The sequence below is a fragment of the Streptomyces odontomachicola genome (assembly GCF_039605595.1).
GTDB lineage: Bacteria > Actinomycetota > Actinomycetes > Streptomycetales > Streptomycetaceae > Streptomyces.
The window spans coordinates 393,382-417,941 of sequence record NZ_JBCFOK010000005.1 but is presented as its reverse complement, the minus strand read 5'-3'; the positions used below and the strand labels follow the sequence as shown (position 1 = coordinate 417,941).

At 73.0% G+C, this 24,560-nt stretch carries 16 protein-coding genes and 1 pseudogene; 10 read left to right on the top strand and 7 right to left on the bottom strand.

Annotated features, from left to right (window positions below; all coding sequences use genetic code 11):
• Positions 1–133 precede the first annotated feature (133 nt).
• The 4 genes from ABEE00_RS11930 (at position 134) to ABEE00_RS11915 (ending at position 3,918) form a co-directional block, all read left to right on the top strand.
• Positions 134–922 carry a hypothetical protein gene (locus ABEE00_RS11930; protein WP_345745326.1) on the top strand — a complete coding sequence of 263 codons (789 nt, stop codon included), beginning with the start codon at positions 134–136 and terminating at the stop codon, positions 920–922.
• Positions 923–1,006: 84 nt separating this feature from the next.
• The gene (locus ABEE00_RS11925; RefSeq protein WP_345745325.1) at positions 1,007–2,512 is read left to right on the top strand and encodes a PepSY-associated TM helix domain-containing protein; all 1,506 of its coding nucleotides are present in this window, start codon (positions 1,007–1,009) and stop codon (positions 2,510–2,512) included.
• 96 nt (positions 2,513–2,608) lie between these two features.
• Positions 2,609–3,004 carry a 5-carboxymethyl-2-hydroxymuconate Delta-isomerase gene (locus ABEE00_RS11920; protein WP_345745324.1) on the top strand — a complete coding sequence of 132 codons (396 nt, stop codon included), beginning with the start codon at positions 2,609–2,611 and terminating at the stop codon, positions 3,002–3,004.
• A complete protein-coding gene (locus tag ABEE00_RS11915; RefSeq protein WP_345745439.1) occupies positions 3,001–3,918 on the top strand; it encodes a Gfo/Idh/MocA family protein in 918 nt (305 codons plus the stop codon). Before ABEE00_RS11920 ends, ABEE00_RS11915 begins: the two co-directional genes overlap by 4 nt.
• 176 nt (positions 3,919–4,094) lie before the next feature.
• Here ABEE00_RS11915 and glnII read toward each other — a convergent pair whose 3' ends face one another.
• Positions 4,095–5,114, bottom strand: a complete 1,020-nt coding sequence (gene glnII / locus ABEE00_RS11910) for a glutamine synthetase (protein ID WP_345745323.1) — start codon at positions 5,112–5,114, stop codon at positions 4,095–4,097.
• A 203-nt stretch (positions 5,115–5,317) separates the two neighbouring features.
• On the opposite strand from glnII, the gene ABEE00_RS11905 reads away from it, so the two are divergent.
• From ABEE00_RS11905 to ABEE00_RS11895, 3 genes and pseudogenes are all read left to right on the top strand, one after another.
• A complete protein-coding gene (locus ABEE00_RS11905) occupies positions 5,318–5,965 on the top strand; it encodes a response regulator transcription factor (protein WP_345745322.1) in 648 nt (215 codons plus the stop codon).
• Between the two features lie 21 nt (positions 5,966–5,986).
• Positions 5,987–8,488 (top strand): annotated as a pseudogene (locus ABEE00_RS11900) (alpha-N-acetylglucosaminidase); the annotation flags it as partial.
• Between the two features lie 274 nt (positions 8,489–8,762).
• On the top strand, positions 8,763–9,464 hold the full coding sequence (locus ABEE00_RS11895) for a TetR/AcrR family transcriptional regulator (RefSeq protein ID WP_345745321.1): 702 nt from the start codon (positions 8,763–8,765) through the stop codon (positions 9,462–9,464).
• 28 nt (positions 9,465–9,492) lie between these two features.
• Here the strand turns inward: ABEE00_RS11895 and pulA are convergent, their stop codons facing one another.
• The 5 genes from pulA to ABEE00_RS11870 all read right to left on the bottom strand — a co-directional run bounded on the left by pulA (position 9,493) and on the right by ABEE00_RS11870 (position 16,729).
• Positions 9,493–12,282: a pullulanase-type alpha-1,6-glucosidase gene (pulA, locus tag ABEE00_RS11890; protein ID WP_345745320.1), complete on the bottom strand. Its 2,790-nt coding sequence runs from the start codon at positions 12,280–12,282 to the stop codon at positions 9,493–9,495.
• Between the two features lie 130 nt (positions 12,283–12,412).
• Positions 12,413–13,531 carry a LacI family DNA-binding transcriptional regulator gene (locus tag ABEE00_RS11885; RefSeq protein WP_345745319.1) on the bottom strand — a complete coding sequence of 373 codons (1,119 nt, stop codon included), beginning with the start codon at positions 13,529–13,531 and terminating at the stop codon, positions 12,413–12,415.
• 32 nt (positions 13,532–13,563) lie between these two features.
• Complete coding sequence (locus ABEE00_RS11880; RefSeq protein WP_451918552.1) at positions 13,564–14,418, bottom strand: sugar ABC transporter permease; 855 nt, start codon at positions 14,416–14,418, stop codon at positions 13,564–13,566.
• On the bottom strand, positions 14,415–15,293 hold the full coding sequence (locus tag ABEE00_RS11875; RefSeq protein WP_345745317.1) for a carbohydrate ABC transporter permease: 879 nt from the start codon (positions 15,291–15,293) through the stop codon (positions 14,415–14,417). The genes ABEE00_RS11880 and ABEE00_RS11875 overlap by 4 nt, the downstream gene beginning before the upstream one ends.
• Before the next feature lie 146 nt (positions 15,294–15,439).
• Positions 15,440–16,729 (bottom strand): extracellular solute-binding protein, encoded by a 1,290-nt coding sequence (locus ABEE00_RS11870; RefSeq protein WP_345745316.1) that lies wholly within the window; start codon positions 16,727–16,729, stop codon positions 15,440–15,442.
• A gap of 295 nt (positions 16,730–17,024) precedes the next feature.
• On the opposite strand from ABEE00_RS11870, the gene ABEE00_RS11865 reads away from it, so the two are divergent.
• The 3 genes from ABEE00_RS11865 to ABEE00_RS11855 are packed head-to-tail and all read left to right on the top strand — an operon-like array spanning position 17,025 to position 20,707.
• Positions 17,025–18,650: a glycoside hydrolase family 13 protein gene (locus ABEE00_RS11865; RefSeq protein ID WP_345745315.1), complete on the top strand. Its 1,626-nt coding sequence runs from the start codon at positions 17,025–17,027 to the stop codon at positions 18,648–18,650.
• A 25-nt stretch (positions 18,651–18,675) separates the two neighbouring features.
• Positions 18,676–19,785 (top strand): LacI family DNA-binding transcriptional regulator, encoded by a 1,110-nt coding sequence (locus ABEE00_RS11860; protein ID WP_345745314.1) that lies wholly within the window; start codon positions 18,676–18,678, stop codon positions 19,783–19,785.
• Positions 19,786–19,840: 55 nt separating this feature from the next.
• Entirely contained in the window at positions 19,841–20,707 is an 867-nt protein-coding gene (locus ABEE00_RS11855; RefSeq protein WP_345745313.1) for a phosphatase PAP2 family protein, read from the top strand.
• A gap of 425 nt (positions 20,708–21,132) precedes the next feature.
• On the opposite strand, the gene ABEE00_RS11850 is transcribed toward ABEE00_RS11855, so the two are convergent.
• Positions 21,133–24,174, bottom strand: coding sequence for a bifunctional [glutamine synthetase] adenylyltransferase/[glutamine synthetase]-adenylyl-L-tyrosine phosphorylase (locus ABEE00_RS11850; RefSeq protein ID WP_345745312.1), 3,042 nt, complete (start codon positions 24,172–24,174; stop codon positions 21,133–21,135).
• Positions 24,175–24,560: the final 386 nt, after the last annotated feature.

Here is a 24,560-nt window from a genome sequence, read left to right as displayed (position 1 = left end):
GGGTGTGGTCGGCACCACCCTGCGGGCGCCCTGCGGGGCGGGCCCCGCGGCCGGGCCCGGGGCGTTGAGGGGCGGCTGAGATCCCGCAAAGCCGGGCTTAAGGAAGCGCGTTCGGGCCGCGTGCCATGATGCGATGACCATGAGCAGTGCACCGGGAACGCCGATACGCGCAGTGCGTGCGTTCCTGTTCGCGGCGGTGTGCGTGCTGTTGGCGGCCGCGGGGCACGGGCTCGCCGCGGGGCGCGCGGTGCCCGCGTGGGCGCTGCTTCCCGCGCTCGCCGGTACGGCGCTGCTGGGCTGGTGCGGCGGGCGGCGGCAGCGCGGCCCGTTCGCCATCGGCGGCGGACTGCTCGTGGCGCAGGGCGCGTTGCACGTGCTGTTCGGCAGCGTGCACGGGGCCTCGGGCATGCGGGACATGCACAGCATGCGCGGGATGCAGGGCATGCCCACCACGCACGGGATGCAGCACGGCATGAGCGGCGTGCACGGCATGGGCGGGATGCACGGGACGCACTCCATGGGGGAGCACGGCGGCCCCCAACTCACCGCGCACCTCTCCGAAATGCTGCACGCCTCCCCCGCGATGCTCGCCGCGCACGTGCTGGCCGCCGTGGTGTGCGCGCTGTGGCTGTGGCGGGGCGAGGAGGCGCTGTTCGGGCTGCTGCGGGCGCTGGCCGCGCTCGCCGTGCCGCCGCTGGCGCTGCGCACCGCGCTCGGGCCGTGCCGCACGGAGGAGCGTCCGGTCTCCGTACGGCAGCGGCGCGACCGGGACGAGGGCGGGATCCCGCGCCCCGGTGACGTACTGCTCCAGCACACCGTGGTCCGCAGGGGGCCGCCACGGGGGTGGGCACCGAACACCACCACGCCCGTTCCGGCGGCGGCATACGTGTACCAGGCGTTCGCGCACCCGGCGCTCCCGTAGGAGGACGGCCGGCTCCGCCGGAGGGCGTGTTCCCACCACCCCTTGAACGGCGGTCTCGCCGCCGTACCGGAGGAGCGATCACCCATGTCCGTGGACACCCCTGTCCAGGAACACCCGTCCCCCGACCCACCCCGGCCGCCCGCGCCCGACGGCGGCGGCGACAAGCCGCGCGGGTGGCGGGCGCTGCGCCGCCCCGTGCTGCGGCTGCACTTCTACGCCGGGCTGCTCGTCGCGCCCTTCCTGCTGGTCGCAGCCGCGACGGGACTGCTGTACGCGACCTCGTACCAGATCGAGAAGGCCGTGTACGCGGACCAGCTCACGGTCGACGCGCCCCGCAACGCCGGAGCCGTCCCCCTCTCCCAGCAGGTGGACGCGGCGCTGAAGTCGCACCCGCACGGCGAACTCACCGCCGTGCGGCCCGCGTCGGAGCCCGGCGCGACCACCCGGGTGCTGCTGGAGGACCCGAGCGTGCGCGGTGACTCGATGTCGCTCGCGGTGTTCGTCGACCCGTACCGGGCGCGGGTGAAGGGGGCGCTGCCGAGTTACGGCGACTCCGGCGCGCTGCCGATGCGCACGTGGATCGACCATCTGCACCGGGACCTGCACCTGGGCGAAGCGGGCCGGTTCTACAGCGAGTTCGCGGCGAGCTGGCTGTGGGTGACGGCGCTGGGCGGCGTCGTGCTGTGGGCCGGCCGTACGAGGAAGCAGCGCAGGCTGCGCGGTGCGAAGGGCGGGCGCAGGACGCTGGCCCTGCACGGCACGGTCGGCGTCTGGGCGGCCGTCGGTCTGGTGGCGCTGTCGGCGACGGGTCTGTCCTGGTCGAAGTACGCGGGCGCCCACATCGAGGCCCTGCGCACGAGCCTGCGCGGCGCGACGCCCGCGGTGTCGACGGAGCTGCCGGGGCAGCAGCACGGGGCTCACGGGGGCGCGGCCTCCGGAGGACACGAGGGCCACGAAGGCCACCAGGGACACACCGGCCACATGGGCTCCGGCGCCGATCACAGTGGCGCAGGAGAGCACGCCCGCGACATCGGCCCCGACCGCGTACTGGCCGTCGCGCGGCAGCAGGGGCTGACCGGGCCCGTGGAGATCACTCCGCCGTCCGGTCCCGGCAGCGCGTACTCCGTGGCGCAGACCGACAAGCAGTGGCCGGCGCATCTCGACCAGATCGCGGTCTCGCCCGTCAACGGCGAGGTCACCGACCGGGTGGACTTCGCGGACCATCCGCTGCTCGCGAAGTTGACCCGCTGGGGCATCGACGCGCACATGGGCCTGCTCTTCGGGCTCGCCAACCAGATCGCGCTGGCCGCGCTCGCCGCGGCGCTGATCGCGCTGATCCTGCTCGGCTACCGCATGTGGTGGCGCAGGCGGGTGCCGCCGGAGCGCGGCGCCTGGCGTGACGTGCCGCTGACCACGCTGCTGCCGCTCGCCGCCGCGGCTGCCGCGGTCGGCTGGTTCCTGCCGCTGCTGGGGATCGGGCTCGTGGCGTTCCTCACGGTCGACGTGCTGCTGGGCCTGCGGGCGCGGCGGAAGGCGCGCGGAGGCGGCGCGGAACACGACCGCTCCGGGACGCCTCCGGCGCGGGTCTGACGCTCCGTCGGACAGGCCGCGTACGGGTCCGCACGGCACCGCGCCGGGCCGGCGGACCCGTACGTACCGCTCAGTCACAGCATTTACGCTGCCCCCATGCCGCATATCACCGTCGACTACTCCGATGCCGTCGCCGACACCTTCGACCGCCGTGGCTTCGGGCTCGCCCTCCATCCGCTGGTCGCCCGCACCATCGAGGGCACCGTCGCCGGCTGCAAGACCCGGTTCAGGCGGCTCGACGAGTGCGTGATCGCCGACGGCGCCGAGGACATCGCCATGGTGCACATCCAGGTCGCGCTGATGCAGGGCCGCACCCCCGAGGTGAAGGCCGAACTCTCGCGCGGCGTCCTGGACCTGGCCCGCGCGCACATCAAGCCCACCCCCGGCTTCGCGCTGCACACCTCGGTGGACATCAGCGACCTCGCGCGCGGCTGCTACACCAGCCATGTGCGGGCCAAGGACACCTCGGGCGGAGCGGCGTGGAGCGCCTGAGGTTCGGGCTGCTCGGCACGGGGTCCTGGGCGGCGCGCACGCACGGCCCCGCGCTGGCGGCGCACGACGGTGTCGAGCTCGTCGGCGTGTGGGGCCGCAGGCCGGAGGCCGCCGGGGAGTTGGCGCGGGAGCTGGGCACGCGCGCGTACGAGGACGCCGACGCGCTGTTCGCCGACTGCGACGCGGTGGCGCTGGCGCTGCCGCCCGATGTGCAGGCGCCGCTCGCGGTGCGGGCTGCCGAGGCGGGCTGCCATCTGCTGCTGGACAAGCCGGTGGCCACCACCGTGGAGGGCGCGCGGCAGGTGACCGCGGCGGTGGAGCGCGCCGGGGTGGCCTCGGTGGTCTTCTTCACGCTGCGCTTCAGCGGGGCGACCGGTGCGTGGATCGACGAACAGGCCGCGGTGGAGGGCTGGTTGCTGGGCCGCGCCGAGTGGCTGTCCCCCGTGTTCGGCGGCGGTGATTCCCCGTACGCCTCCTCGCCCTGGCGGCGGGAGCGCGGCGCGCTGTGGGACATCGGACCGCACGCACTGTCGGTGCTGCTGTCGGTGCTCGGCGAGACGGAGTCCGGGGAGTCAGCGGAGGCCGGGGAGTCCGGAGGGCACGCGGAGAGCGTGCGCGCGGCGCGCGGCGTGGGCGACACGGTGCACCTCACCCTGCGGCACAGGGGCGGGATTTCGAGCACGGCGACGGTCAGCCACTCGATTCCGCCGGTGGCCACCGGGGTGCACGCGGAGGTGCGCGGCGCCGAGGGCGTCGCGGTGCTTCCCGAGCGGGACGAGCATCCGGCGACGGCGTTCGCGCGGGCCGTGGACGCGCTGGCGGAGAGCGCGCGGGGCGGCCGCCCGCACCCGTGCGACGTGCGCTTCGGGCAGCGCGTAACGGAGATCCTGGCCGCGGCGGAGGCGGCGCTCTAGCGGGTCACGCGCCAACCCCGTACACGCGCGGCACGCCCGTACGCGCACAGCACCCCGTACACCCACGCGAGAACATGGCGCCCGCCGGCCCGGAGGAAGGGGCCGGCGGGCGCCACCCTGCGGGGCGTCGGGACTCCGCACGTCCCGGCGCTCCGCGGTCATCGGAGCCCTGGGGCTCAGACCTGCGCGGCCTTCTCCAGGGCCGCGCAGCAGGTGTCGACGAGGAGCCGGGTGACCACGTACGGGTCGACGTTGGCGTTGGGGCGGCGGTCCTCGATGTAGCCCTTCTTGTCGACCTCGACCTGCCAGGGGATGCGGACCGAGGCGCCGCGGTTGGAGACGCCGTAGCTGTACTCGCTCCAGTGGGCGGTCTCGTGGGCACCGGTCAGGCGCTCCTCGCTGCCGGTGCCGTACTGCGAGACGTGCTCCAGCGGCTTGCCCTCGGCGCCCAGCGACTCGCAGGCCGTGATGATCGGGTCGTAGCCCTCGCGCATGGCCTTGGTGGAGAAGTTGGTGTGCGCGCCCGCGCCGTTCCAGTCGCCCTTGGCGGGCTTGGCGTCGAGGGTCGCGGAGACGCCGTAGTCCTCGGCGGTGCGGAACAGCAGCCAGCGAGCGATCCACATGTGGTCCGAGACCTCCAGCGGGGAGAGCGGACCGACCTGGAACTCCCACTGCCCGGGCATGACCTCGGCGTTGATGCCGGAGAGGCCGAGCCCTGCGTCGAGGCAGTGGTCGAGGTGCTTCTCGACGATCTCGCGGCCGAAGACCTCGTCGGAGCCGACGCCGCAGTAGTAGCCGCCCTGCGGGGCCGGGAAGCCGCCCTCGGGGAAGCCGAGCGGGCGGTCGCCCTGGAAGAAGGTGTACTCCTGCTCGATGCCGAAGATCGGCTCCTGGTCCGCGTACCGCTCGGCCAGCGGGCGCAGCTTGGCGCGCATGTTGGAGGAGTGCGGGGTGCCGTCGGTCTCGTAGACCTCACAGAGCACCAGGATGTCGTCGCCGCCGCGGATCGGGTCGGGGCAGGAGAAGACCGGCTTGAGGACACGGTCGGAGTCGTGGCCCTCGGCCTGGTTGGTGCTGGACCCGTCGAAGCCCCAGTCCGGCAGCTCCGCGCCGTCCTTCATGATCTTGGTCTTGGAGCGGAGCTTCGCGACGGGCTGGGTGCCGTCGATCCATATGTACTCGGCCTTGTAGGTCACGGTGCCGTCCTCACGGTGCGGGGCTGGGGCGGTGCGGGGGCGCGGCTCTTCCTGGCCCCACCGGCACAGCAGCGTCACAACCTGCGATTTCCCGGCCATTGCTCTTCTGTGAACCGAATGTAAATCCGGTACGGGAGCCGGCCGGAGGTAGATTCGGCGCCGGTCCGGTCAAGGGACTTCGGACGTCGGAACGGGGAGTCGCCGTGCGCGTGGTCATCGCCGAGGATCAGTTCCTGCTCAGAGACGGCCTGGTCAGGCTGCTGGAGGCACACGATTTCGAGATCGTCGCAGCGGTGGACAACGGGCCCGAGCTCAGTCGGGCGCTGGAGCGCCTGGAGCCCGATGTGGCCGTCGTCGACGTGCGGCTGCCCCCTTCGTACAGCGACGAGGGACTGCAGTGCGCGCTGGAGGCCCGGCGCAGGCGTCCGGGGCTGCCGGTGCTGGTGCTCTCGCAGCATGTGGAGCAGCTCTACGCGCGCGAGCTGCTCGCGGACGGCGGGGGCGGTGTGGGCTATCTGCTCAAGGACAGGGTCTTCGACGCGGAGCAGTTCACCGACGGGATCCGGCGGGTCGCGGGCGGGGGCACGGCGATGGATCCGCAGGTCATCCAGCAGTTGCTGTCCCGCAGCGAGCAGCGGGGCCCGGTGGCGCGGCTCACCGCGCGGGAGCGCGAGGTGATGGAACTCGTGGCGCAGGGGAGGTCGAATACGGCCATAGCGGCGCAGTTGTGCGTCACCGAGCGCGCGGTGGGAAAGCACACCTCCAACATCTTCGGGAAGCTGGGGCTGCCGCCCTCGGACGACGACAACCGGCGGGTGCTGGCGGTGCTCGCCTTCCTCGACAAGGGGTGAGCCGAGACAAGGAGTGAGCCGATGGGGTCCGGAGATTCCGGCCGAGGTCGCAGCGGAGGTCCCAGCCGACGGCGGGTCCTGGGCGCGGCGGCGGCCACGGCGGCGAGCGGCGGCGGCGCACGCGCGTACGCGGTGGACGGCCGGGCCCCCGCGCCCCCGCAGGACGACCCCCTGCGCGCCGCCGGGGAGGCCATCGCGCGGCTACTCCCCGACCACCGCGCGCAGTTCGCGCTGCGGCTGCTCGACGAGGGGCCCGAGCGGTTCGAGGTGGGCGGCCGGGCGGGACGGGTGGAGCTCGCCGGGACCTCGCCCGCGACGCTGCTGACCGGCCTGCACTGGTATCTCAAGTACGCCTGCTCCGCGCAGATCTCCTGGGCGGGCAGCCACACCGAGCACCTGCCGCGGACCCTCCCCGCGCCCGCGCGGCGCATGGAGCGGCGGGCCACCGTGCCGCACCGCTTCGCGCTCAACGACACGCACGACGGCTACACCGCCCCGTACGCCGACTGGGCGCACTGGGAGCGGCTGATCGACGTGCTCGCGCTGCACGGCTGCAACGAGGTGCTGGTGACGGTCGGCGCCGAGGCCGTATACCACCGGCTGCTGCGCGACTTCGGCTACGGGGACGAGGAGATCCGCTCCTGGATCCCGGCGCCCACGCACCAGCCCTGGTGGCTGATGCAGAACATGTCCGGGTACGGCGGACCGGTCAGCCCTCAACTGCTGGAGCGGCGCACCGCGTTGGGGCAGCGCGTCGTGCGGCGGCTGCGGGAGCTGGGCATGGAGCCCGTGCTGCCGGGGTGGTACGGGACCGTGCCGGACACCTTCGCCGAGCGGGTGTCCGGGGCGCGCACCGTGCCGCAGGGCGACTGGAACGGGCTGCCGCGCCCCGCGTGGCTGGACCCGCGCTGCCCGGCCTTCGCGCGGGCGGCGAAGTCCTACTACCGGCATCAGGCGGAGCTCTTCGGCCCCGTACGGCGGGTGAAGATGGACCTGCTGCACGAGGGCGGCAAGGCGGGCGACGTGCCGGTGCCCGAGGCGGCCCGGCGGGTGGAGGCCGCGCTGCAGGAGGCGCTGCCCGGCGCGCTGTGGCTGATCCTCGGCTGGCAGCGCAATCCACGGCCCGACCTGCTGAAAGGGATCCAGCACAGGGACCGGATGCTGATCGTGGACGGGCTCTCCGACACGGGCTCTGTGTCCGACCGCGACAAGGACTGGGGCGGCGTCCCGTACGCGTTCGGCTCGATCCCCAACTTCGGCGGGCGCACGACTCTCGGGGCGCGCACCCACGTATGGGCCGAGCGCTTCGCGCGGTGGCGGGACAAGGAGGGCGGCGCGCTGGCCGGCACGGCGTACATGCCGGAGGCCACGCACCGCGATCCGGCCGCCTTCGAGCTCTTCTCCGAACTGGCCTGGCGGGATGATCCGGTGGACCGCGAGGCGTGGTTCGCCGGGTACGCGCGGCTGCGGTACGGGGGCGAGGACGAGGGAGCGCGGCGCGCCACGCGTGCGCTGTGCTCGACCGCGTACGCGATCACCAGCGCGGACGGGCGGCCGCACGATTCCGTCTTCGCCGCGCGGCCCGATCTCTCGGCGCGTGCGGGGACGCAGTACGCGACGAAGGAGCCGGCCTATGACGTGGCCGGGTTCGACGCGGTGCTGGACGGGCTGCTGGAGGTGCGGGAGCCGCTGCGGCGTGGGGACGGGTACCGGTACGACGTGACGGACGCGGCGCGGCAGGCGCTGGCCGACCGTTCCTGGCCGCTGATAGTGCAGTTGCAGGCGGCGTACCGGCGCCGCGACCGCGAGACCTTCCGCGCGCTGGCCGGGCTGTGGCTGCGGCTGATGCGGCTCGGCGAGGAGGTGACGGGCGGGCACCGCGCGTTCCTGCTCGGGCCGTGGCTGGAGGCGGCGCGGCGGGCGGGCGCCGGTGCCGAGGAGCGGGGGCGGCTGGAGCGCGGTGCGCGGGCGCTGATCACGACCTGGGCGGGTCGTTCCGCTGCCGATGGCGGCAAGTTGGCGAACTACGCCAATCGCGACTGGCACGGGCTGATCGGCGAGGTCCATCTGCCGCAGTGGCGGCGGTACTTGGAGGAGCTGGAGGACGCGCTTGCGGAGGGGCGGTCGCCGCGGGGCTTCGACTGGTACGGGGAGGAGGAGCGGTGGGTGCGGGGGCGCGGGGAGTATCCGTTGCGGCCGGTCGTTGATCCGTACCGGGCGGCTTCGCGGGTCCGTGATGTGCTTGCCCGGGCGGCGTATCAGGGGTGGGTGCGGTTGTCCTCCGCGGACGGCGAACTCCGCGCGGAGTTCCGCAACTTGAACGGTTTCCGGGCCACCGGGCGGGTGGACTTCGCCCTGTCCGGGCTGGAGGCGGAGCCTCGTGGTGTCTCCGCGCCACGGGTGGAGCCGGGCGGCAGCTTCACTGCGCGGTGGCGTGTGCGGGCGAGCGGTCCGCAGCCGTACGAGGTCAGGGTGACGTACGGCCCGTCGGGCGAGCGGCCCGTGACGGTCCCGTACCCCGGCAAGTGGCCGTAACCGGGGCGCGGGCCGCACCCGGCCAGGTGCGTGGTGGCGCGGGTGCGGGGTCTTACGTCCGCTGTGCCCACCCGTTCCGCCCCTGCGGAACGATTGCCCACAGCTAGTAGGGAGTAGCGAGCCCGCACGGGCCCAGTACGGAAGCCGCTGCCCACAGCTCGTCGGGAGGGAGGTCACCCAACCCGAATCCCGCCGCAGCGGGAGGCGACCCCAAGCGCAACCGGCCGGCGGTCACAGGCCAAAGCCCCGATAGGGTGCGGATATGACGACAGGCACGCGCCGCAGAATGGGAGTCGAGGAGCGTCGGCAGCAGCTCATCGCCGTCGCGCTGGAGCTGTTCAGCCACCGCTCCCCCGACGACGTGTCCATCGACGACATCGCCTCCGCCGCAGGCATATCGCGCCCGCTCGTCTACCACTACTTCCCCGGCAAGCACAGCCTGTACGAGGCCGCCGTGCGCCGCGCGGCCGACGAGCTCTCGGCCCGCTTCGTGGAGCCCGAGGACGGCCCGCTCGCCTCCCGCCTGCTGCGCGTGATGGGCCGCTACTTCGACTTCGTCGAGGAGCACGGACCCGGCTTCTCGGCCTTGCTGCGCGGCGGCCCGGCCGTCGGCTCGCGCGCCAACGCGATGATCGACGAGGTGCGGGACTCCGCCTACGAGCAGTTCCTCAACCACCTCGCGATCACCGACCCGGGCCCCAAGCTCGCGCTGGTGGTGCGCTCCTGGGTGGGCCTGGCCGAGACCGCGGCCCTGACCTGGCTGGACGGCCGCGCCATCCCGCGCGGCGACCTGGAACTCCAGCTCGTGCACGACTTCATGGCCCTGGCCGCCGTCACCGCCGCGTACGACGAGGAGACGGCCGAAACGGTGCGCCGGATCATCGCGCAGGAGCCCCAGGACGGCCCGTTCGGCGATCTGCTGGAGCGGCTGTGGACCCTGGTCCCGGGCTGGGCCCAGGGCTAGACCCGGGACCGGGGCCCAACCACCGTCCTCAGCCCCGCCGCTGGAACACCGCGACACTGCGCCCCGGCACCTCGAAGGTCCCGCTCCCCTTCTCGTACCGCGCCCGCTTCACCACCGGATCCGCGCCCGCGGCCTGCACCGGATGCAGCGCGTACGACTCTCCCGCGAGCCCCGGCACCCGCTGCGTCCGACCGCGCGGCGTCGCGTTGAAGACCAGTACCAGGTCATCGAGCCTGGCGGTGATCACCCCGGGCGTCTCCCCCGTACCGGAGAGCGGGAAGGACAGCGCGCGCTGCACCTCGGCGGCGGTGCGCAGGCCGAAGGCCGGTTCGGTCGTGCGGATGCGCAGCAGGTCGCGGTACGCGGCCGAGGCACCGGTGATCTCCGAACAGCCCGGCGTGAGCCGCGGGTCGGCGAGCAGCGGCTTCGCGTACCCCCACTTCGGCTCGTTGTCGGGTGCGGGAGGCAGCCCGCGCCCGAAGCCGTTGCCGCGGCGGCAGTCCCAGTGCAGCGGGTTGAACCAGTCGCCCGAGTCGTACGAGTTCCGGTCGAGGGACTTGGAGCGCAGCAGGTCGGAGCCCGCCTGGGAGAGCGCCGGGCCCTGCGAGAGCGCGGCGGTGGCCATGCCGAGCACCTGCATGCGGGCGCGCTCGGCGGCCGTGGTGCCCGGCGGGAGCTTGTAGGCGAGCGCGTCGTACAGCGTCTCGTTGTCGTGCGCGTCGGCATACGCGAGAGCGTCGCCCGGCGCCTTCGCGTACCCCGCCGGCTGGCCGTTGTAGTCGACCTCGGCGCCGGTGACGGAACGGCCGCGCGCGTCGGTGAAGCGGTAGCCCGCGAGGTTGCCGCTCAGGGCGAGCTTGATCAGGTCCTGGTAGTGCAGCAGCCGTCTGCGCTGGTCGGCGGGGGTGCCGTTCGCCTTCGACGCGTTGGGTTCTGTGGAGAGGCCCGAGGCGAAGCCCTGGACGCGCGGGTCCTCGTCGAAGGGGGCGCCGCCGCGGATCGCGTCCCGCGCGCGGTCGGAGAAGGTGGCGATGCCGGTGCCCGCCATGTTCCTCTGCGTGGCCTGCACGAAGCGCTTGTCGTCGGCGACCTCGCCGAAGTTCCAGCCCTCGCCGTACAGAATGATCTTCTTCCCGTCCACGCCGTCCCGGGCCGGGGTGAGCGCGTCCAGCGCCTTCCGCACGGCCAGGATGTCGGCCCGCGGATGGTGCCCCATCAGGTCGAAGCGGAAGCCGTCCACCTTGTAGTCGCGGGCCCAGGTGACCACCGAGTCCACGACCAGCTTGCCCATCATGGCGTGCTCGGGCGCGGTGTTGGAGCAGCAGGTGGAGGTCTCGACCGCGCCGTCGGCGTTCAGCCGGTGGTAGTAGCCCGGCACGATGCGGTCGAGCACGGAGCGCGGGTCACGCCCGCTCGCCACGGTGTGGTTGTAGACCACGTCCATGACGGCGCGCAGCCCGGAACGGTTGAGCCCCTGCACCATGCCGCGGAACTCCCGTGTACGGGAGGGACCTTGGGGATCCGAGGCGTACGAGCCCTCGGGGACCGTGTAGTGCTGCGGGTCGTACCCCCAGTTGAAGGCGTCGCGCGCGGCCCCCTTGCGCACGCACTCCTGCTGGCGGGAGGAGTCCGGCGGCAGTTTCCGCAGGTCACAGCCCGGCCCGCTCCGCTCACCCGCGCGCTCCGGCACGCTGCCGAAGTCGAAGGCCGGCAGCAGGTGCACGTACGAGGTCCCCGCGCGGGCCAGCGTGCGCAGGTGCCGCATGCCGTCGGAGGCGCGGTCGGCGAAGGCCCCGTACTTTCCCCGGTGTTCGGCCGGCACCGTGTCGTCGTCCCGCGAGAAGTCCCGTACGTGCAGCTCCTGGATCTGCGCGTTCCGCAGCGGGGTGGCCCGCGGCTTGCGCAGGCCCTCCCAGCCGGGCGGCGCGAGGCGCGGGTCCCGCAGGTCGGCCGCGACGCTCCGCCGCGAATTCGCGGTCAGCGCCGTGGAGTAGGGGTCGGTCACGTCATCGGTGACCAGCTTTCCCGCGTCGGGGGACCACACCGTGACGCGGTAGCGGTAGGCGGCACCGCGCCAGTCGCCCTCGGCCCGCCACACCCCGGACTCCGGATCGCGGCGCATCGGCACCGAGCGCCCGCCGACCAGCGCGCGCACCCCGCGCGCCGTCGGGGCCCACACCGCGAGCCCGGTGCGGCGCGCCCCGTGGAAGGCGGGGCCCAGCGCGGCGCGGGACGCCTTCGCCGCGTACAGGTCGTCGAGCACGCCGGGAAGCTGCACCCCCGTGGCGGCGGAGAGGCGGTCCCCTCCCTCCGTCCCTCCGCCGCTCTCCCCCGCCGCGGCGCCGCCGTCCGTTCCCGCCGTGGCGACGACCTGACCGCGCAGCGCCTCCCGCAGTACCCGCGCGTCGCGTTCCTGCACCCGGAACGCGTCATAGCCCTTCGCCAGGTGCGGCCACGCGCGTCGCTGTTCCGGGTCGAGCCCGCCCGGTACGCGGGTGAGCTCCAGCGCCCGGCCGCCCCCGGTGAGCCGGCCGCCCTCGACGGCGAGGCCGCCCTCCGGATCGTGTACGAGGCGGTGCGGGGCGCCCGGGTCGCCGAGCCCCTTGGGCCAGGCGACGGTGGAACGGTCGATCCACTGCACACGGGCCTTGCGGAGGTCGGTGTCCCCCGCGCCGGATGTGCCGCGCTCGCCCGCGTACCCGGGCGCGGGCCCGAGCAGCGGAAACGCGAGCGCGAGCGCGCAGGCCGTCAGGGCAGGCGCTCTCGTACGGCGTCGGGGTCGGGGTCGGAGCGCGCGGCGTACCGCTGCGAGGGTCATGGATGCCTCCGTACGGGGAGAGGCGGGAGCGACATCGCGTGCCCGCTGGGGAGTCGGACCGGTCCGGCCGACCGGGCGCGTGGGGCCGCAGGGAAGGGCCCCCGGTCGACCGGACCGGAGTGGGTGTGCCTCAGCCCGCGGGGGCCGGGCCGGTGGAGCCGCGCACCACCAGTTCGGGCTGGAAGACGAACTCGGGGCGCGCCAACTGGCCGACCTCCGGGGCCTGTCGAACCTCCGTGCCATGGCCCGTCTCCTCCAGGAGCGCGTGCACGGCCGCGTTCGCCATGGCCCGTACGGGCTGCCGCACGGTCGTCAGCGGCGGGTCGGTGAAGGCGTTGAGCGCCGAGTCGTCGTAGCCGACCACCGACACCTCGCGGGGCACCTCAAGCCCCCTGCGGCGCGCGGCCCGCACCGCGCCGAGCGCCATCATGTCGCTGCCGCACACCAGGCCCGTGCAGCCCTCGTCGAGCAGCGCGCCGGCCGCCGCCTCGCCGCCCTCGACGGTGAACAGGGTGTGCCGCACGGCGCCCCGTACCGGGTAACTCCCCTGCCCGCCGGGCCCGTTGGGCGCGGGGAGCGCGTTGAGCTCGTCCAGCGTCGCCGCGAAGCCCTCCGCCTTGCGCAGCGCGGGCACGAAGCGCGCGGGGCCTACGGCCAGGCCGATGCGCCGGTGGCCCAGCTCGGCGAGGTGGCGCACGGCGATGGCGGCAGCCGCGCGGTCGTCGGGCGAGACCGAGGGCGCGGCGATGTCCGGGTTGTAGCCGTTGATCAGCACGAACGGCACACCGCGCGAGGCGAGCCGCGCATAGCGCGCCGGGTCGGCCGAGGTGTCGGCGTGCAGCCCGGAGAGGAACACGATGCCGGTCACGCCGCGCTCCACGAGCTGGTCCACGAGCTCGTCCTCGGTCGCGCCGCCGGGCATCTGGGTGCCGAGCACCGGGGTGTAGCCGTACCCCGAGAGCGCCTGCTCGATGATCTGCGCGAACGCCGGGAAGATCGGATTGGTCAGCTCAGGGATCACCAGCCCGACCAGTCCGGCGCTGCGCTGCCGCAGCCGTACGGGGCGCTCGTACCCCAGCATGTCGAGCGCGGCGAGCACCCGCTGCCGGGTCGCCGAGGCCACCCCGGCCCGGCCGTTGAGCACCCGGCTGACGGTGGCCTCGCTGACCTCGGCGTGCAGGGCGATGTCGGCGAGGCGGGCGGTGGGGACCGACGCGGTGGAGGGCGCGGAGACGGGTGCCCTCGCCACCTCCTCGGTCGCCGCTCTCCCTGCGGCCCCGCTCACGATTTCGTCGCCCCGGCCGTGAGCCCCGCGACGAGGTGCCGCTGCGCGAAGCCGAAGACCAGCGCGGCGGGCACCGCGATGATCACGGCGGCCGCGGTCATGGAGCCCCAGTCGGCGCCGTACCGGTTGACGAAGGTCTGGAGGCCGCCGGCCAGCGTGAGGTTCTCCTCCCCCGTCATGAAGGCGGTGGCGTACGCGACCTCGGCCCAGGCGGTGACGAAGGTGTAGAAGCCGGCGACCGCGAGGCCCGGCTTGGCCAGCGGCAGCACCAGGCGCCAGAAGGTGCCGAACGGGCTGAGCCCGTCCACCCTCCCCGACTCGTCGATCGCGACCGGAATGGTGTCGAAGAAGCCCTTCATCAGCCACGCGCACAGCGGCACCGCGACCGTGAGGTACGTGAGGATCAGCCCCACAGGCTGGTTGAGCAGCCCCAGCGTGGCCATCGTGTTGTAGAGCGGCACGATCAGCACCGCCATCGGGAACATCTGGGTCACCAGCAGCACCCACATCAGCGGCCGCATCCCGGGGAAGCGGAACCTGCTGAGCGCGTAGCCGGTGGTGGCCGCGACGAAGACGCCGATCACGGTGGTGCCGAACACGACGATGAGCGAATTGCCGAACCACGTAAGGAAATAGGTGTCCCGCACCACGTGCGTGTAGTTGCCCAGCGTGAAGCTCTTGACCAGCGACGTGGAGAACGCCTCGCTGTTGGGCTTGAACGAGGTCACCAGCAGCCACAGCGGCGGGAACAGGGCCACGGCGGTCGCGGCCAGCAGCCCCGCGTGCAGCCCGAACGAGGCCAGCGGCGAGCGGTCCAGCGGTGAACGGCGACGGGTGGCGGCCACGGTCACCACACCTCCCCCTGCCGGCGCAGCGCACGGCGGTAGACGACGGTGAACAGCGCGAGCAGCAGCAGGATCAGCACGCCCCAGGCGGCCGAGGTGCCGAAGTCCCGCGGGGAGTTCACGAAGGACAGCCGGAAGGCGTAGGTCACCAGGATCTCCGTGGAGTCCTCGGGACCGCCCTTGGTGAGCAGGTAGATGACGGGGAACATGTTGAACGTCCAGATCGTGCTCAGCAGCACCACCGTGCTGCTCACCGAACGCACGCCCGGCAGCGTGACGTTGGTGAACCGCTGCCAGGGGCTCGCGCCGTCCATCGACGCGGCCTCGTACAGCTCGCCCGGTATCCCCTGGAGGGCGCCGAGCAGCGCCACGATCATGAAGGGGACGCCCAGCCAGACGTTGACCGCGATCACCGCGGCCTTGGCCCAGACGGGGTCGCCGAGCCAGGGGACGGCGGGGATTCCGCCGCCGTCGAGCACCTGGTTGAGGATGCCGTTCTTCTCGTTGAAGAGCATCTTCCAGGCGAAGACCGAGACGAAGGCCGGGATGCCCCAGGGCACGATCATCGCGATCCGGTAGAAACTCCGGCCCCGCACCTGCCTGTTGAGCATCACCGCCAGGCACAGCCCGGTGAGGAACGTGGTGCTCACACACCCCACCGTCCACAGAGCGGTCCACCCCAGCCGCTCCCAGAAGACGGAGTCGCCGAGGATCGCCGCGTAGTTGTCGAGCCCGGTGAACTTGTACGTCGCGGGCAGGTGGTTCACCCCGATGGTCCGCTCGACGTTCGCCTCGTCGGCGTCGGTGAGCGAGAGCCAGACGCCGCGCAGCAGCGGATAGCCGACGATCAGCCCGATGACCAGCACGACCGGGGCGACCATGGCCCAGGCGTACCAGTGCCTTCCGCATGTCCGGCGTACGAGGCCGGGGCGGGGCTTCCGTGGCCGGCCGGGTGTGCGCGGCGCGGCATTGCGGGGGCTCCGCGCCGGTGCGTCGGCCTGTGCGTTCGTGGCCGTGTCCACCGCGCTCACTTGTAGCCCTTGAGCAGCTTGCGGAACTCGTCACCGGTGGTGGCCGCCGCCTCCTCCGGCTTCTTGCCCCCGGCCAGCACGGCGTCCACCTGGGTGCGTATCGGCTCGAAGAGCGAGTTGCCCTCGGCGATCCAGGGGCGCTGCACCGCCTTGTCGACGGCGGGCTTGAAGAACTTCACCATCTCGTTCTTCTGCACGGACGGCTTCGCGTACACCGACTTGCGGGTCGGCAGCAGGCTCAGCTCCTTCGCGGTGCGCTCCTGCACCTCGGCCGAGCCCATGTACTTGGCGAACTCCTGCGCCGTGCGCATGTTCTTGGTTCCCGCGTAGACCGACAGGTTCCAGCCGCCCTGCGGGGAGCCCTGGGCCTTGCTGCCTGCCGGTACGGGAGCGACGCCCAGGTTCTCCGGGTCCTTGAACTCCTTGCCCTCGCGGGCGCCCGCGATGTCCCAGGGGCCGTCCACGATCATCGCGGCCTTGCCGTCCTGGAAGGCCTTGAGCTGGTTCTCCTGCCCGTCGCTGCTGTCGGTCATGGCGGCCCCGGAGTCCACCAGGTCCTTCATGGTCGCGAACGCCTTGGCCCCGGCCGGGTCGTCGACCTTCACCTTCTTCGCGGTGGCGTCCACCAGATCGCCGCCCTCGCCGTACAGGTAGGGCAGGAACCAGTACGGGTCGTCCCCGCGCAGGTACAGCCCGGTGGCCCCGGTCTTCGACTTGATCTTCTTCGCCGACTTCTTCAACTCGGCGAAGGACCCGGGCACTCCGACGCCCGCCTTCTTGAGCAGCCGCTTGTTGTAGAAGAGCCCGAGGGTGTCGGTGACCTGCGGGACCGCGTACGTCTTGTCCTCGAAGCGCGTGCTGCCCGCGGCGTTGCGCAGGAAGTCGTCCTGGTCGTCGCCCAGCGCCGGGGTGCCGTCCAGCGGGGCCAGGTAGCCCAGGTGCGCGAAGTCGGCGACCCAGGCGACCTCGGTACGCATCACGTCCGGGGCGCCGGAGTTGCCGCCCGCGGCGTTCTTGAACTTCTGCGCGGCGTCGCCGAAGTTCACGTGCACGTACTTCACGTCGACCTTCGGGTGCTTCTTCTCGAAGTCCTCGGCGATCTTCTTGTACGTGCCCTTCTCGGCGTCGTTCGAGGTGTCCCAGTAGGTCACGGTGCCCTTGATCTCGCTGCCCGCGCCGCTGTTGTTGCCCGCGCCGTCAGCGGCGCCCCCGCCGCAGGCCGTCGCCGTCAGGGCGAGCGCCGCGGCCCCCGCGACCGCCGCGGAGACTGCTTTCCCACGCCGCATGTCGTTCCTCCCAGATCCGTTCCGGATCCGCCGCGGATCACGGCAGCGGATCTCATCTGCGCCCGGACGGCGCCGAGTTGCGCAGGAACGTAACAGCGCCGAAAGGCCGCCGAAAGACCTTGCGGCAATTTTCTGCAAGTTGGCAGCAAGACCTTCCGAACGCGATTCGGGCGCTGCTACGTTCGGCCGCCGGGCGCCGACGCGGGTGACCTGTGTGTCCACTCCGCGTTGAGTCCCGTGACAGCGCTTCCACCGCCGGTGACCCGTTGCCGCCCCGAGCCGATAGGGATGCTCCATGCCCCAGCACGCCATCCGCCCCCTCGCCGCGCACGGCCCCGACTCCCGCTCAGCGCGGGGCTGGTGGCGCGACGCGGTGATCTACCAGGTGTACGTGCGCTCCTTTGCCGACAGCGACGGCGACGGCGTGGGCGACCTGCCCGGCATCCGCGAGCGGCTGCCGCACCTGGCGGGGCTCGGCGTGGACGCGGTCTGGCTCACGCCCTTCTACTCCTCGCCGCAGGCCGACGGCGGCTACGACGTCGCCGACTACCGCGCCGTCGACCCCCGCTTCGGCGACCTCCAGGACGCCGACGACCTGGTGCGCGAGGCTCACCGGCTGGGCCTGCGCGTGATCGTGGACATCGTGCCGAACCACACCTCCGACCAGCACGCGTGGTTCCGGCAGGCCCTGGAGGGCGCCCCGGAGGCGCGGGCCCGCTACCACTTCCACCCCGGCCGCGGCGCCGGCGGCGAACTCCCGCCCAACGACTGGGAGTCGGTCTTCGGCGGTCCCGCATGGACCCGTGTCACCGAGCCCGACGGCACCCCGGGGCCTTGGTACCTGCACCTCTTCGCCCCCGAGCAGCCCGACCTCAACTGGGAGAACCCGGAGGTGCACGCCGAGTTCGCCTCCGTACTGCAGTTCTGGCTGGAGCTGGGCGTCGACGGATTCCGCATCGACGTCGCGCACGGCATGGTCAAGGCGCCGGGGCTGCCGGACATCGGCCGCAAGGAGCAGGCCAAGCTGATCGGCGCGCAGGAGCTGCCGTTCTTCGACCAGGACGGGGTGCACGCGATCCACCGCTCCTGGCGGCGGCTGCTCGACTCCTGGAGCGGCACGCCGGGACAGGAGCGCATCGGCGTCGCCGAGGCCTGGGCGCCGAACTCCGAGCGCCTCGCCCTGTACGTACGCCCCGACGAGCTGCACCAGGCGTTCAACTTCCAGTTCCTGCACTGCCCTTGGGACGCTGCCGAGATGCGCGCGGTCATCGAGGAGTCCATGGCGGCCACCACCTCGGTCGGCGCCCCCACCACGTGGGTGCTCTCCAACCACGACGTGGTGCGGCACACCACCCGCCTCGGCAGCACCGAGCGGGCGCGCGCCGCGGCGCTGCTGCTGCTCGCGCTGCCCGGCTCGATGTACCTCTACCAGGGCGAGGAGCTGGGCCTTCCCGAGGTGACCGAGCTGCCCGACGAGGTGCGCCAGGACCCCGCGTTCTTCCGCGGCGAGGGCCAGGAGGGGTTCAGGGACGGCTGCCGGGTGCCGCTCCCCTGGCACGGCGACGCGCCCCCGTACGGCTTCGGGCCCGGCGGTAGCTGGCTGCCGCAGCCCGAGGAGTGGAAGCGGCTCTCGGTCGCGGCGCAGACCGGCGACCCGCATTCCACTCTGGAGCTGTACCGCGCGGCGCTCGCCCTGCGCCGCGAGCTCCCGGGGCTCGGCGACGGCCCCATGGAGTGGCTGGACGCTCCCGAAGGGGTGCTCGCGCTGTCCCGTCCCGGCTTCGTCTGCGTGCTCAACACCCGTGCCACGGAAGCGGAGTTCCCCGTACCGGGACGGCTGCTGCTGTCCTCCGCCGCGCCCTCCGTCGAGGGCGCCCGTGCGCTGCTCCCGGCCGATTCGTGCACATGGTGGGCAGTGTGAGGCGGGCCCTGTAAGGTCCCTTGCCGTGACCGCACGGCTAGCTGACATCGCAGCGCAGGCGGGGGTCAGCGAGGCGACGGTCAGCCGGGTGCTGAACGGCAAGCCGGGCGTCTCGGCGGCCACCCGCGAATCCGTACTCGCCGCCCTCGACGTCCTCGGGTACGAGCGCCCCGGCAGGCTGCGCCGGCACAGCGCGGGCCTGGTCGGACTGATCACCCCGGAGCTGGAGAACCCGATATTCCCCGCCTTCGCGCAGGTCATCGCGCAGGGCCTGACCCGCCAGGGCTACACCCCGGTGCTGGCCACCCAGACCCCCGGCGGCTCCACCGAGGACGAGCTGACCGGGATGCTGGTGGAGCGCGGGGTCTCCGGGATCATCTTCGTCTCCGGGCTGCACGCCGACACCACCCAGGACATGCGCCGCTATGAGCAGCTCCGCGGCCAGGGCGTCCCCTTCGTCCTCATCAACGGCTTCTCCGACAAGGTGCAGGCGCCCTTCGTCTCGCCGGACGACCGGGCCGCCATGCGTCTGGCGGTCACCCACCTCGCGTCGCTGGGCCACCGGCGCATCGGGCTCGCACTGGGTCCCGAGCGCTTCGTGCCGGTCCAGCGGAAGATCGAGGGCTATGCGCGGAGCATGAACGAGCAGCTCGGCGTGGCCTCCCCCGAGGCCGAGGGCCTGGTGCAGCACTCCCTCTACACGCTGGAGGGAGGCCAGGCCGCGGCCTCCGCGCTGCTGGACCGCGGGTGCACGGCGGTGGTGTGCGCGAGCGACATGATGGCGCTCGGCGCGATACGCGCGGCGCGGCAGCGCGGGCTCTCCGTGCCGGAGGAGGTCTCCGTCATCGGCTTCGACGACTCGCCGCTGATCGCCTTCACCGACCCGCCGCTCACCACCATCCGCCAGCCGGTCACCGCGATGGGCCAGGCCGCTGTGCGGGCGCTGCTGGAGGAGATCGGCGGGACCCCGGCGCCGCACAGCGAGTTCGTGTTCCTCCCGGAGCTGGTGGTGCGCGGCTCCACCGCCTCCTGCGGCGCGCAGAGCACACCGGGAGCACCCCTAAGTGATCACCCGGAGAACATCCCCGAAACCTCCGCTAAGCCCTCGGTCACAGGGAGGACGGAAACGGCCTAAATACCCGACCGGAGGATGATCGCCGATCGGTCCGATTCTGGCAGACTGGTCCGCTATGGGGGCACCGACGAGCATCAGGGACAAAAGCCGTACGGCCGCCGCACACCCAGGGGAGGTGGCGGCCACCGGGACGGCGGCCGCGCATACCCGCCACTCGCTGATCGCGCGGGTGCGCTCTCCGCGCCGGCCGCGGATCTGGTTCGAGATCCTGCTGATCGGCGTCAGTTACTGGACGTACTCCCTGATCCGCAACGCCGTGCCCGAGCAGCGCGCGCAGGCGCTGGCGAACGCCGACTGGATCTGGCGCACCGAGCACCTGCTCGGGATCGCCGTCGAACAGTCCGTCAACCACGCGGTGAACGGTGTCACCTGGCTCATCGTCACGATGAACTACTACTACGCGACGCTGCACTTCATCGTGACCATCGCCGTCCTGGTGTGGCTCTACCGCTGGCATCCGGGGCGGTACGCCGCGACCCGGCTGGTCCTCTTCGCCACCACCGGCGTCGCCCTGCTCGGCTACTACCTCTACCCGCTGGCGCCGCCGCGGCTGATGGCGGGCGGGGACTTCGTGGACACGGTGCGGGTGCACGACACCTGGGGCTCGATGGCCTCGGGGAACCTCGCCGACATGTCCAACCAGTACGCCGCGATGCCCTCGATGCACATCGGCTGGTCGATGTGGTGCGGGGTCACGATAGTGATGCTGGCGCGGCCGCTGTGGGGGAAGGTACTCGGCGCGCTGTATCCGCTCTCGACGCTGGTGGTCATCGTCTGTACGGCGAACCACTTCTGGCTGGACGCGGTGGGCGGCCTGCTCTGCCTCGCCTTCGGCTTCCTGATGTCCTACGCGTGGTACGGCCGCTTCTCCTACCGACTCCCCAAGCTGGTGCCTGCACCGGCAACACCTGCGACGGGCTGACCCCTCGTCACGTGCCGGGCGGCAATGGCGTGGCTCCGCCGCCCCGCGAAAATCCCTTCCCGCCGCAACGGCAAGCAGCGGAAAAGGGGTCTCCGCCCCCACTGCGGCGAACCCCGTGCCCGCCGCACGGCGGCTCCTCACCCGCCTCGCAGCGAAACCCTTCTCCCGCCGCAGCGGCAAGCAGCCCAGCGGCAGCCGCCGGCGGTCGAAGCGCGAGCTGCGCTGACACCGCCGGGCGGATCCGCTCGACGCGCTTTCCGCCGCGGCGGAAAAGGGGTCTCCGCCCCCGGCGAGGCGGGGCGGGGGTTTCGCCGCCGTGGCGGCGGGAGCAGCCCCGTCGCTGCGGCGAGGCGAATGGGAACTCGCCATCGCAGGCCGGCGGGACCACAGGCGGGTCAGGGGCGCTCAGCCCACCTACCACGCGCTCAGCCCTCGTAAAACAGGCGTTCCATCACCGCGCGGCAGCGGCGGGTCGTGCGGCGGTAGTCCTCGACCATGTCGCCCACGTGGCCCGGGTCGTAGCCCAGGTAGCGGCCCACGGCGGCCAGTTCGCGGGGCTCGGAGGGGAAGGTGTCGCCGGCCCTGCCCCGTACCAGCAGGGTCGCGTTGCGTACGCGGGTCGCCAGCAGCCACGCCTCGTCGAGGGTCTCGGCGTCCTCCGGATCCAGCAGCCCCGCCTCGCGCGCCGCGGCCAGCGCGGTGCGGGTGCGGGTCGTGCGCAGGCCGGGCTCGGTCGCGCCGTGCCGCATCTGGAGGAGCTGGATCGTCCACTCGACGTCGGTGAGGCCGCCGCGGCCCAGCTTGGTGTGGGTGGTCGGGTCGGCCCCGCGCGGCAGCCGCTCGGACTCCATCCGCGCCTTGAGCCGCCGGATCTCGCGTACCGACTCCTCGCTCAGGCCCTCGGCCGGATAGCGCAGCGGGTCGATCAGTTCGGTGAAGCGGCGCCCCAGGTCCGCGTCGCCGGCCAGCGGCTCGGCGCGCAGCAGCGCCTGGCTCTCCCAGACGACCGACCAGCGCCGGTAGTAGGCGGCGTACGAGGTGAGCGAGCGCGCCAGGGTGCCGGACTTGCCCTCCGGGCGCAGGTCCGCGTCGATCAGCAGCGGCGGGTCGGCGCTGGGTAGCTGGAGCAGCCTGCGGATCTCGGTGGCCACGGCGAACGCGGCCTTCCCCGCGTCGTGTTCGGACACCCCCTCGCGCGGCTCGTGCACGAACAGCACGTCCGCGTCCGAGCCGTAGCTCATCTCGTGCCCGCCGAAGCGCCCCATGCCGATGATGCTGAACAGGCAGGGCAGCTCCTCGCCCCACTGCTCGCGCACCGCCGCGCGCAGCGCGCCCGCGAGGGTGGCGGCGTTGATGCCGGTGATCGCGTTGCCGACCCGGTCCACGGCGGGCGCCGGGTCATCCGCGACGGGGGTCTCGTCGGTGCCGTACGCACCGATGATGTCCGCCGCCGCCGTACGGAACAGCTCGCGGCGCCGCACCCCCCGGGCCGCGGCCACCGCCTGCTCGGCGCCGTCCGCGCGGCCGACGGCGGCCAGCACCTCCTGGTGGAGCGCGGCGTGCTCGCGCGGTACGAGGCTGTCCGCGCTGCCGAGCAGGGACACCGCCTCGGGCGCGCGCAGCAGCAGGTCGGGGGCGAAGCGCCCGGCGGAGAGCACGCGCGCGAGGTTCTCGGCAGCGGCGCCCTCGTCGCGCAGCAGCCGCAGATACCAGGGCGTCTTGCCCAGCGCGTCCGAGACCTTGCGGAAGTTGAGCAGCCCGGCGTCCGGGTCGGCCGAATCCGCGAACCACCCGAGCAGCACCGGCAGCAGCGTCCGCTGGATCGCCGCCTTCCGGCTGACGCCGCTGGCCAGCGCCTCCAGATGGCGCAGGGCTGCGGCCGGGTCCGCGTACCCCAGTGCCTCCAGGCGCTGCCGGGCCGCGCGCGGCGACAACCGCGCCTCGCCGATGTCGAGCTGCGCGACGGCGTCCAGCAGCGGGCGGTAGAACAGCTTCTCGTGCAGTCGCCGCACGGCCGCCGCGTGCCGCTTCCACTGTTTCTGCAGCTCGGCGACCGGTTCGCTGCGGAAGCCCAGCGAGCGCGCGAGCCGCCGCTGGTCGGCCTCCGACTCCGGCATCAGATGGGTGCGCCGGAGCTGGTGGAGCTGGATGCGGTGCTCCATGGTCCGCAGGAAGCGGTACGAGGCGTCCAGCTCGGCCGCGTCGACCCGCCCCACATAGCCGCCGGCGGCGAGCTCGGCCAGTGCCTCCAGCGTGGTGGGGCTGCGCAGCGTCGCGTCCGACCTGCCGTGCACCAACTGCAGGAGCTGCACGGCGAATTCGACATCGCGCAGCCCGCCGGGACCGAGCTTGAGCTCGCGGTCGACCTGCGCCGCGGGGATCCCGGCGACGACGCGGGAGCGCATCTGCTGCACGTCCGGCACGAAGTTCTCGCGCTCGGCCGCCTGCCACACCATGGGCCCGACGGCCTCCACGTACTCCTGCCCCAGCGCCAGGTCGCCGGCCACAGGACGGGCCTTCAACAGGGCCTGGAACTCCCAGGTCTTGGCCCAGCGCTGGTAGTACGCGACGTGCGAGGACAGCGTCCGCACGAGGGGTCCGTTGCGGCCCTCGGGGCGGAGGTTGGCGTCGACCGGCCAGATGGTGCCCTCGGGCGTGACGTCGGAGCAGATCCGCATCATCCGCGAGGCGAGCCGCGTGGCCGCTTGGAGTGCCGGGGACTCCTCCACGCCCTCCGCGGGCTCGGCCACGTAGATGACGTCCACGTCCGAGACGTAGTTGAGCTCCCAGCCGCCGCACTTGCCCATGCCGACGACCGCGAGCCGGCAGGCCGCCGCGTCCTCCGGGGCCTCGGCGGCGGCGATCGCGAGGGCCGAGCGCAGCGTGGCGGTGGCCAGCGCCGCGAGCTCGGCGGTCGTCTCGGGCAGGTCGCTGGTGCCGCACACGTCGCGCGCGGCGACCGTCATCAGCGCCCGCCGGTAGAGCCTGCGCAGCTCGTCCGGGTCACCGGCCGGACCGACGGCGGCCTCGAACTCCTCGATCCCCGGGTGCAGGTCCACGTACTCGTAGGTGACCAGCGCATGCCAGTCGTCCGGGTGCCTGGCCAGGTGGTCGCCGAAGGCCGCCGAGGCGCCGAGCACCCCGAGCAGCCGGTCCCGCAGCGGCTTGCTGGTGCGCAGCGTGTCCAGCAGCGTCTGCCGCTCCCCCGAGCCCTCGGCCGCCTCGGCCAGCCGCACGAGCCCGAGCAGCGCCTCGTCCGGGTCGGCCGTGCCGCCCAGCGCGTCGAGCAGCGCGGGATCGTCCCGTACGGGATCCAGCACCGCCTCGTCGAAGAGCCGCTGCGCCGCCGCGGGGTCGGTGAAGCCGTGCCGCAGATACCGCCCGTACCTGCTGCCCCGGCGTCCGCCCGGAGGCGCCTCCTGTACGGGCGCGGCCTCGGGCTCCCGCGAGAACTCCGGCCCGCTCACAGCACCGGAAGCGACGTGCGCGGCCCGAACGGGGTGACCTCGGAGCGCCGCTCCTCCCTTTCCCGCATCGTGCCGCGCGGGAACTCATCCGCCGTCCCGATCATCAGGAGCATGTGCCGCGATCCCCTCTGTGGCCTGCCTGGCGGTCGTCGGTGACAGCCGTCGGTCGTCCCTGAGCAGCCTCGCACGGCCCACGGACGGCCCATATGGCGCCGCTCCGGCCACCGGTCGGTAACCGGCCAGTAGCCGCCTGCCTCAGCGCCTACGCTAGCGGCCGATACGTTCTCTGACCAGCGCAGCAGCGGCCTGCGACCGTTCTCGACGGCGCGCTGCCCACGAGCGCCGCCCTCACCACCGATGCCTCCCCTCGATGCCTCACCACCGGC

What these genes read in the sequence shown, in the direction of transcription:
- ABEE00_RS11930 (WP_345745326.1), top strand. Translation starts at nt 134, where the DNA reads ATGACCATGAGCAGTGCACCGGGAACGCCGATACGCGCAGTGCGTGCG.
- ABEE00_RS11925 (WP_345745325.1), top strand. Translation starts at nt 1,007, where the DNA reads ATGTCCGTGGACACCCCTGTCCAGGAACACCCGTCCCCCGACCCACCC.
- ABEE00_RS11920 (WP_345745324.1), top strand. Translation starts at nt 2,609, where the DNA reads ATGCCGCATATCACCGTCGACTACTCCGATGCCGTCGCCGACACCTTC.
- ABEE00_RS11895 (WP_345745321.1), top strand. Translation starts at nt 8,763, where the DNA reads ATGACGACAGGCACGCGCCGCAGAATGGGAGTCGAGGAGCGTCGGCAG.
- pulA (WP_345745320.1), bottom strand. Translation starts at nt 12,282, where the DNA reads ATGACCCTCGCAGCGGTACGCCGCGCGCTCCGACCCCGACCCCGACGC.
- ABEE00_RS11875 (WP_345745317.1), bottom strand. Translation starts at nt 15,293, where the DNA reads ATGGTCGCCCCGGTCGTGCTGGTCATCGGGCTGATCGTCGGCTATCCG.
- ABEE00_RS11870 (WP_345745316.1), bottom strand. Translation starts at nt 16,729, where the DNA reads ATGCGGCGTGGGAAAGCAGTCTCCGCGGCGGTCGCGGGGGCCGCGGCG.
- ABEE00_RS11865 (WP_345745315.1), top strand. Translation starts at nt 17,025, where the DNA reads ATGCCCCAGCACGCCATCCGCCCCCTCGCCGCGCACGGCCCCGACTCC.
- ABEE00_RS11855 (WP_345745313.1), top strand. Translation starts at nt 19,841, where the DNA reads ATGGGGGCACCGACGAGCATCAGGGACAAAAGCCGTACGGCCGCCGCA.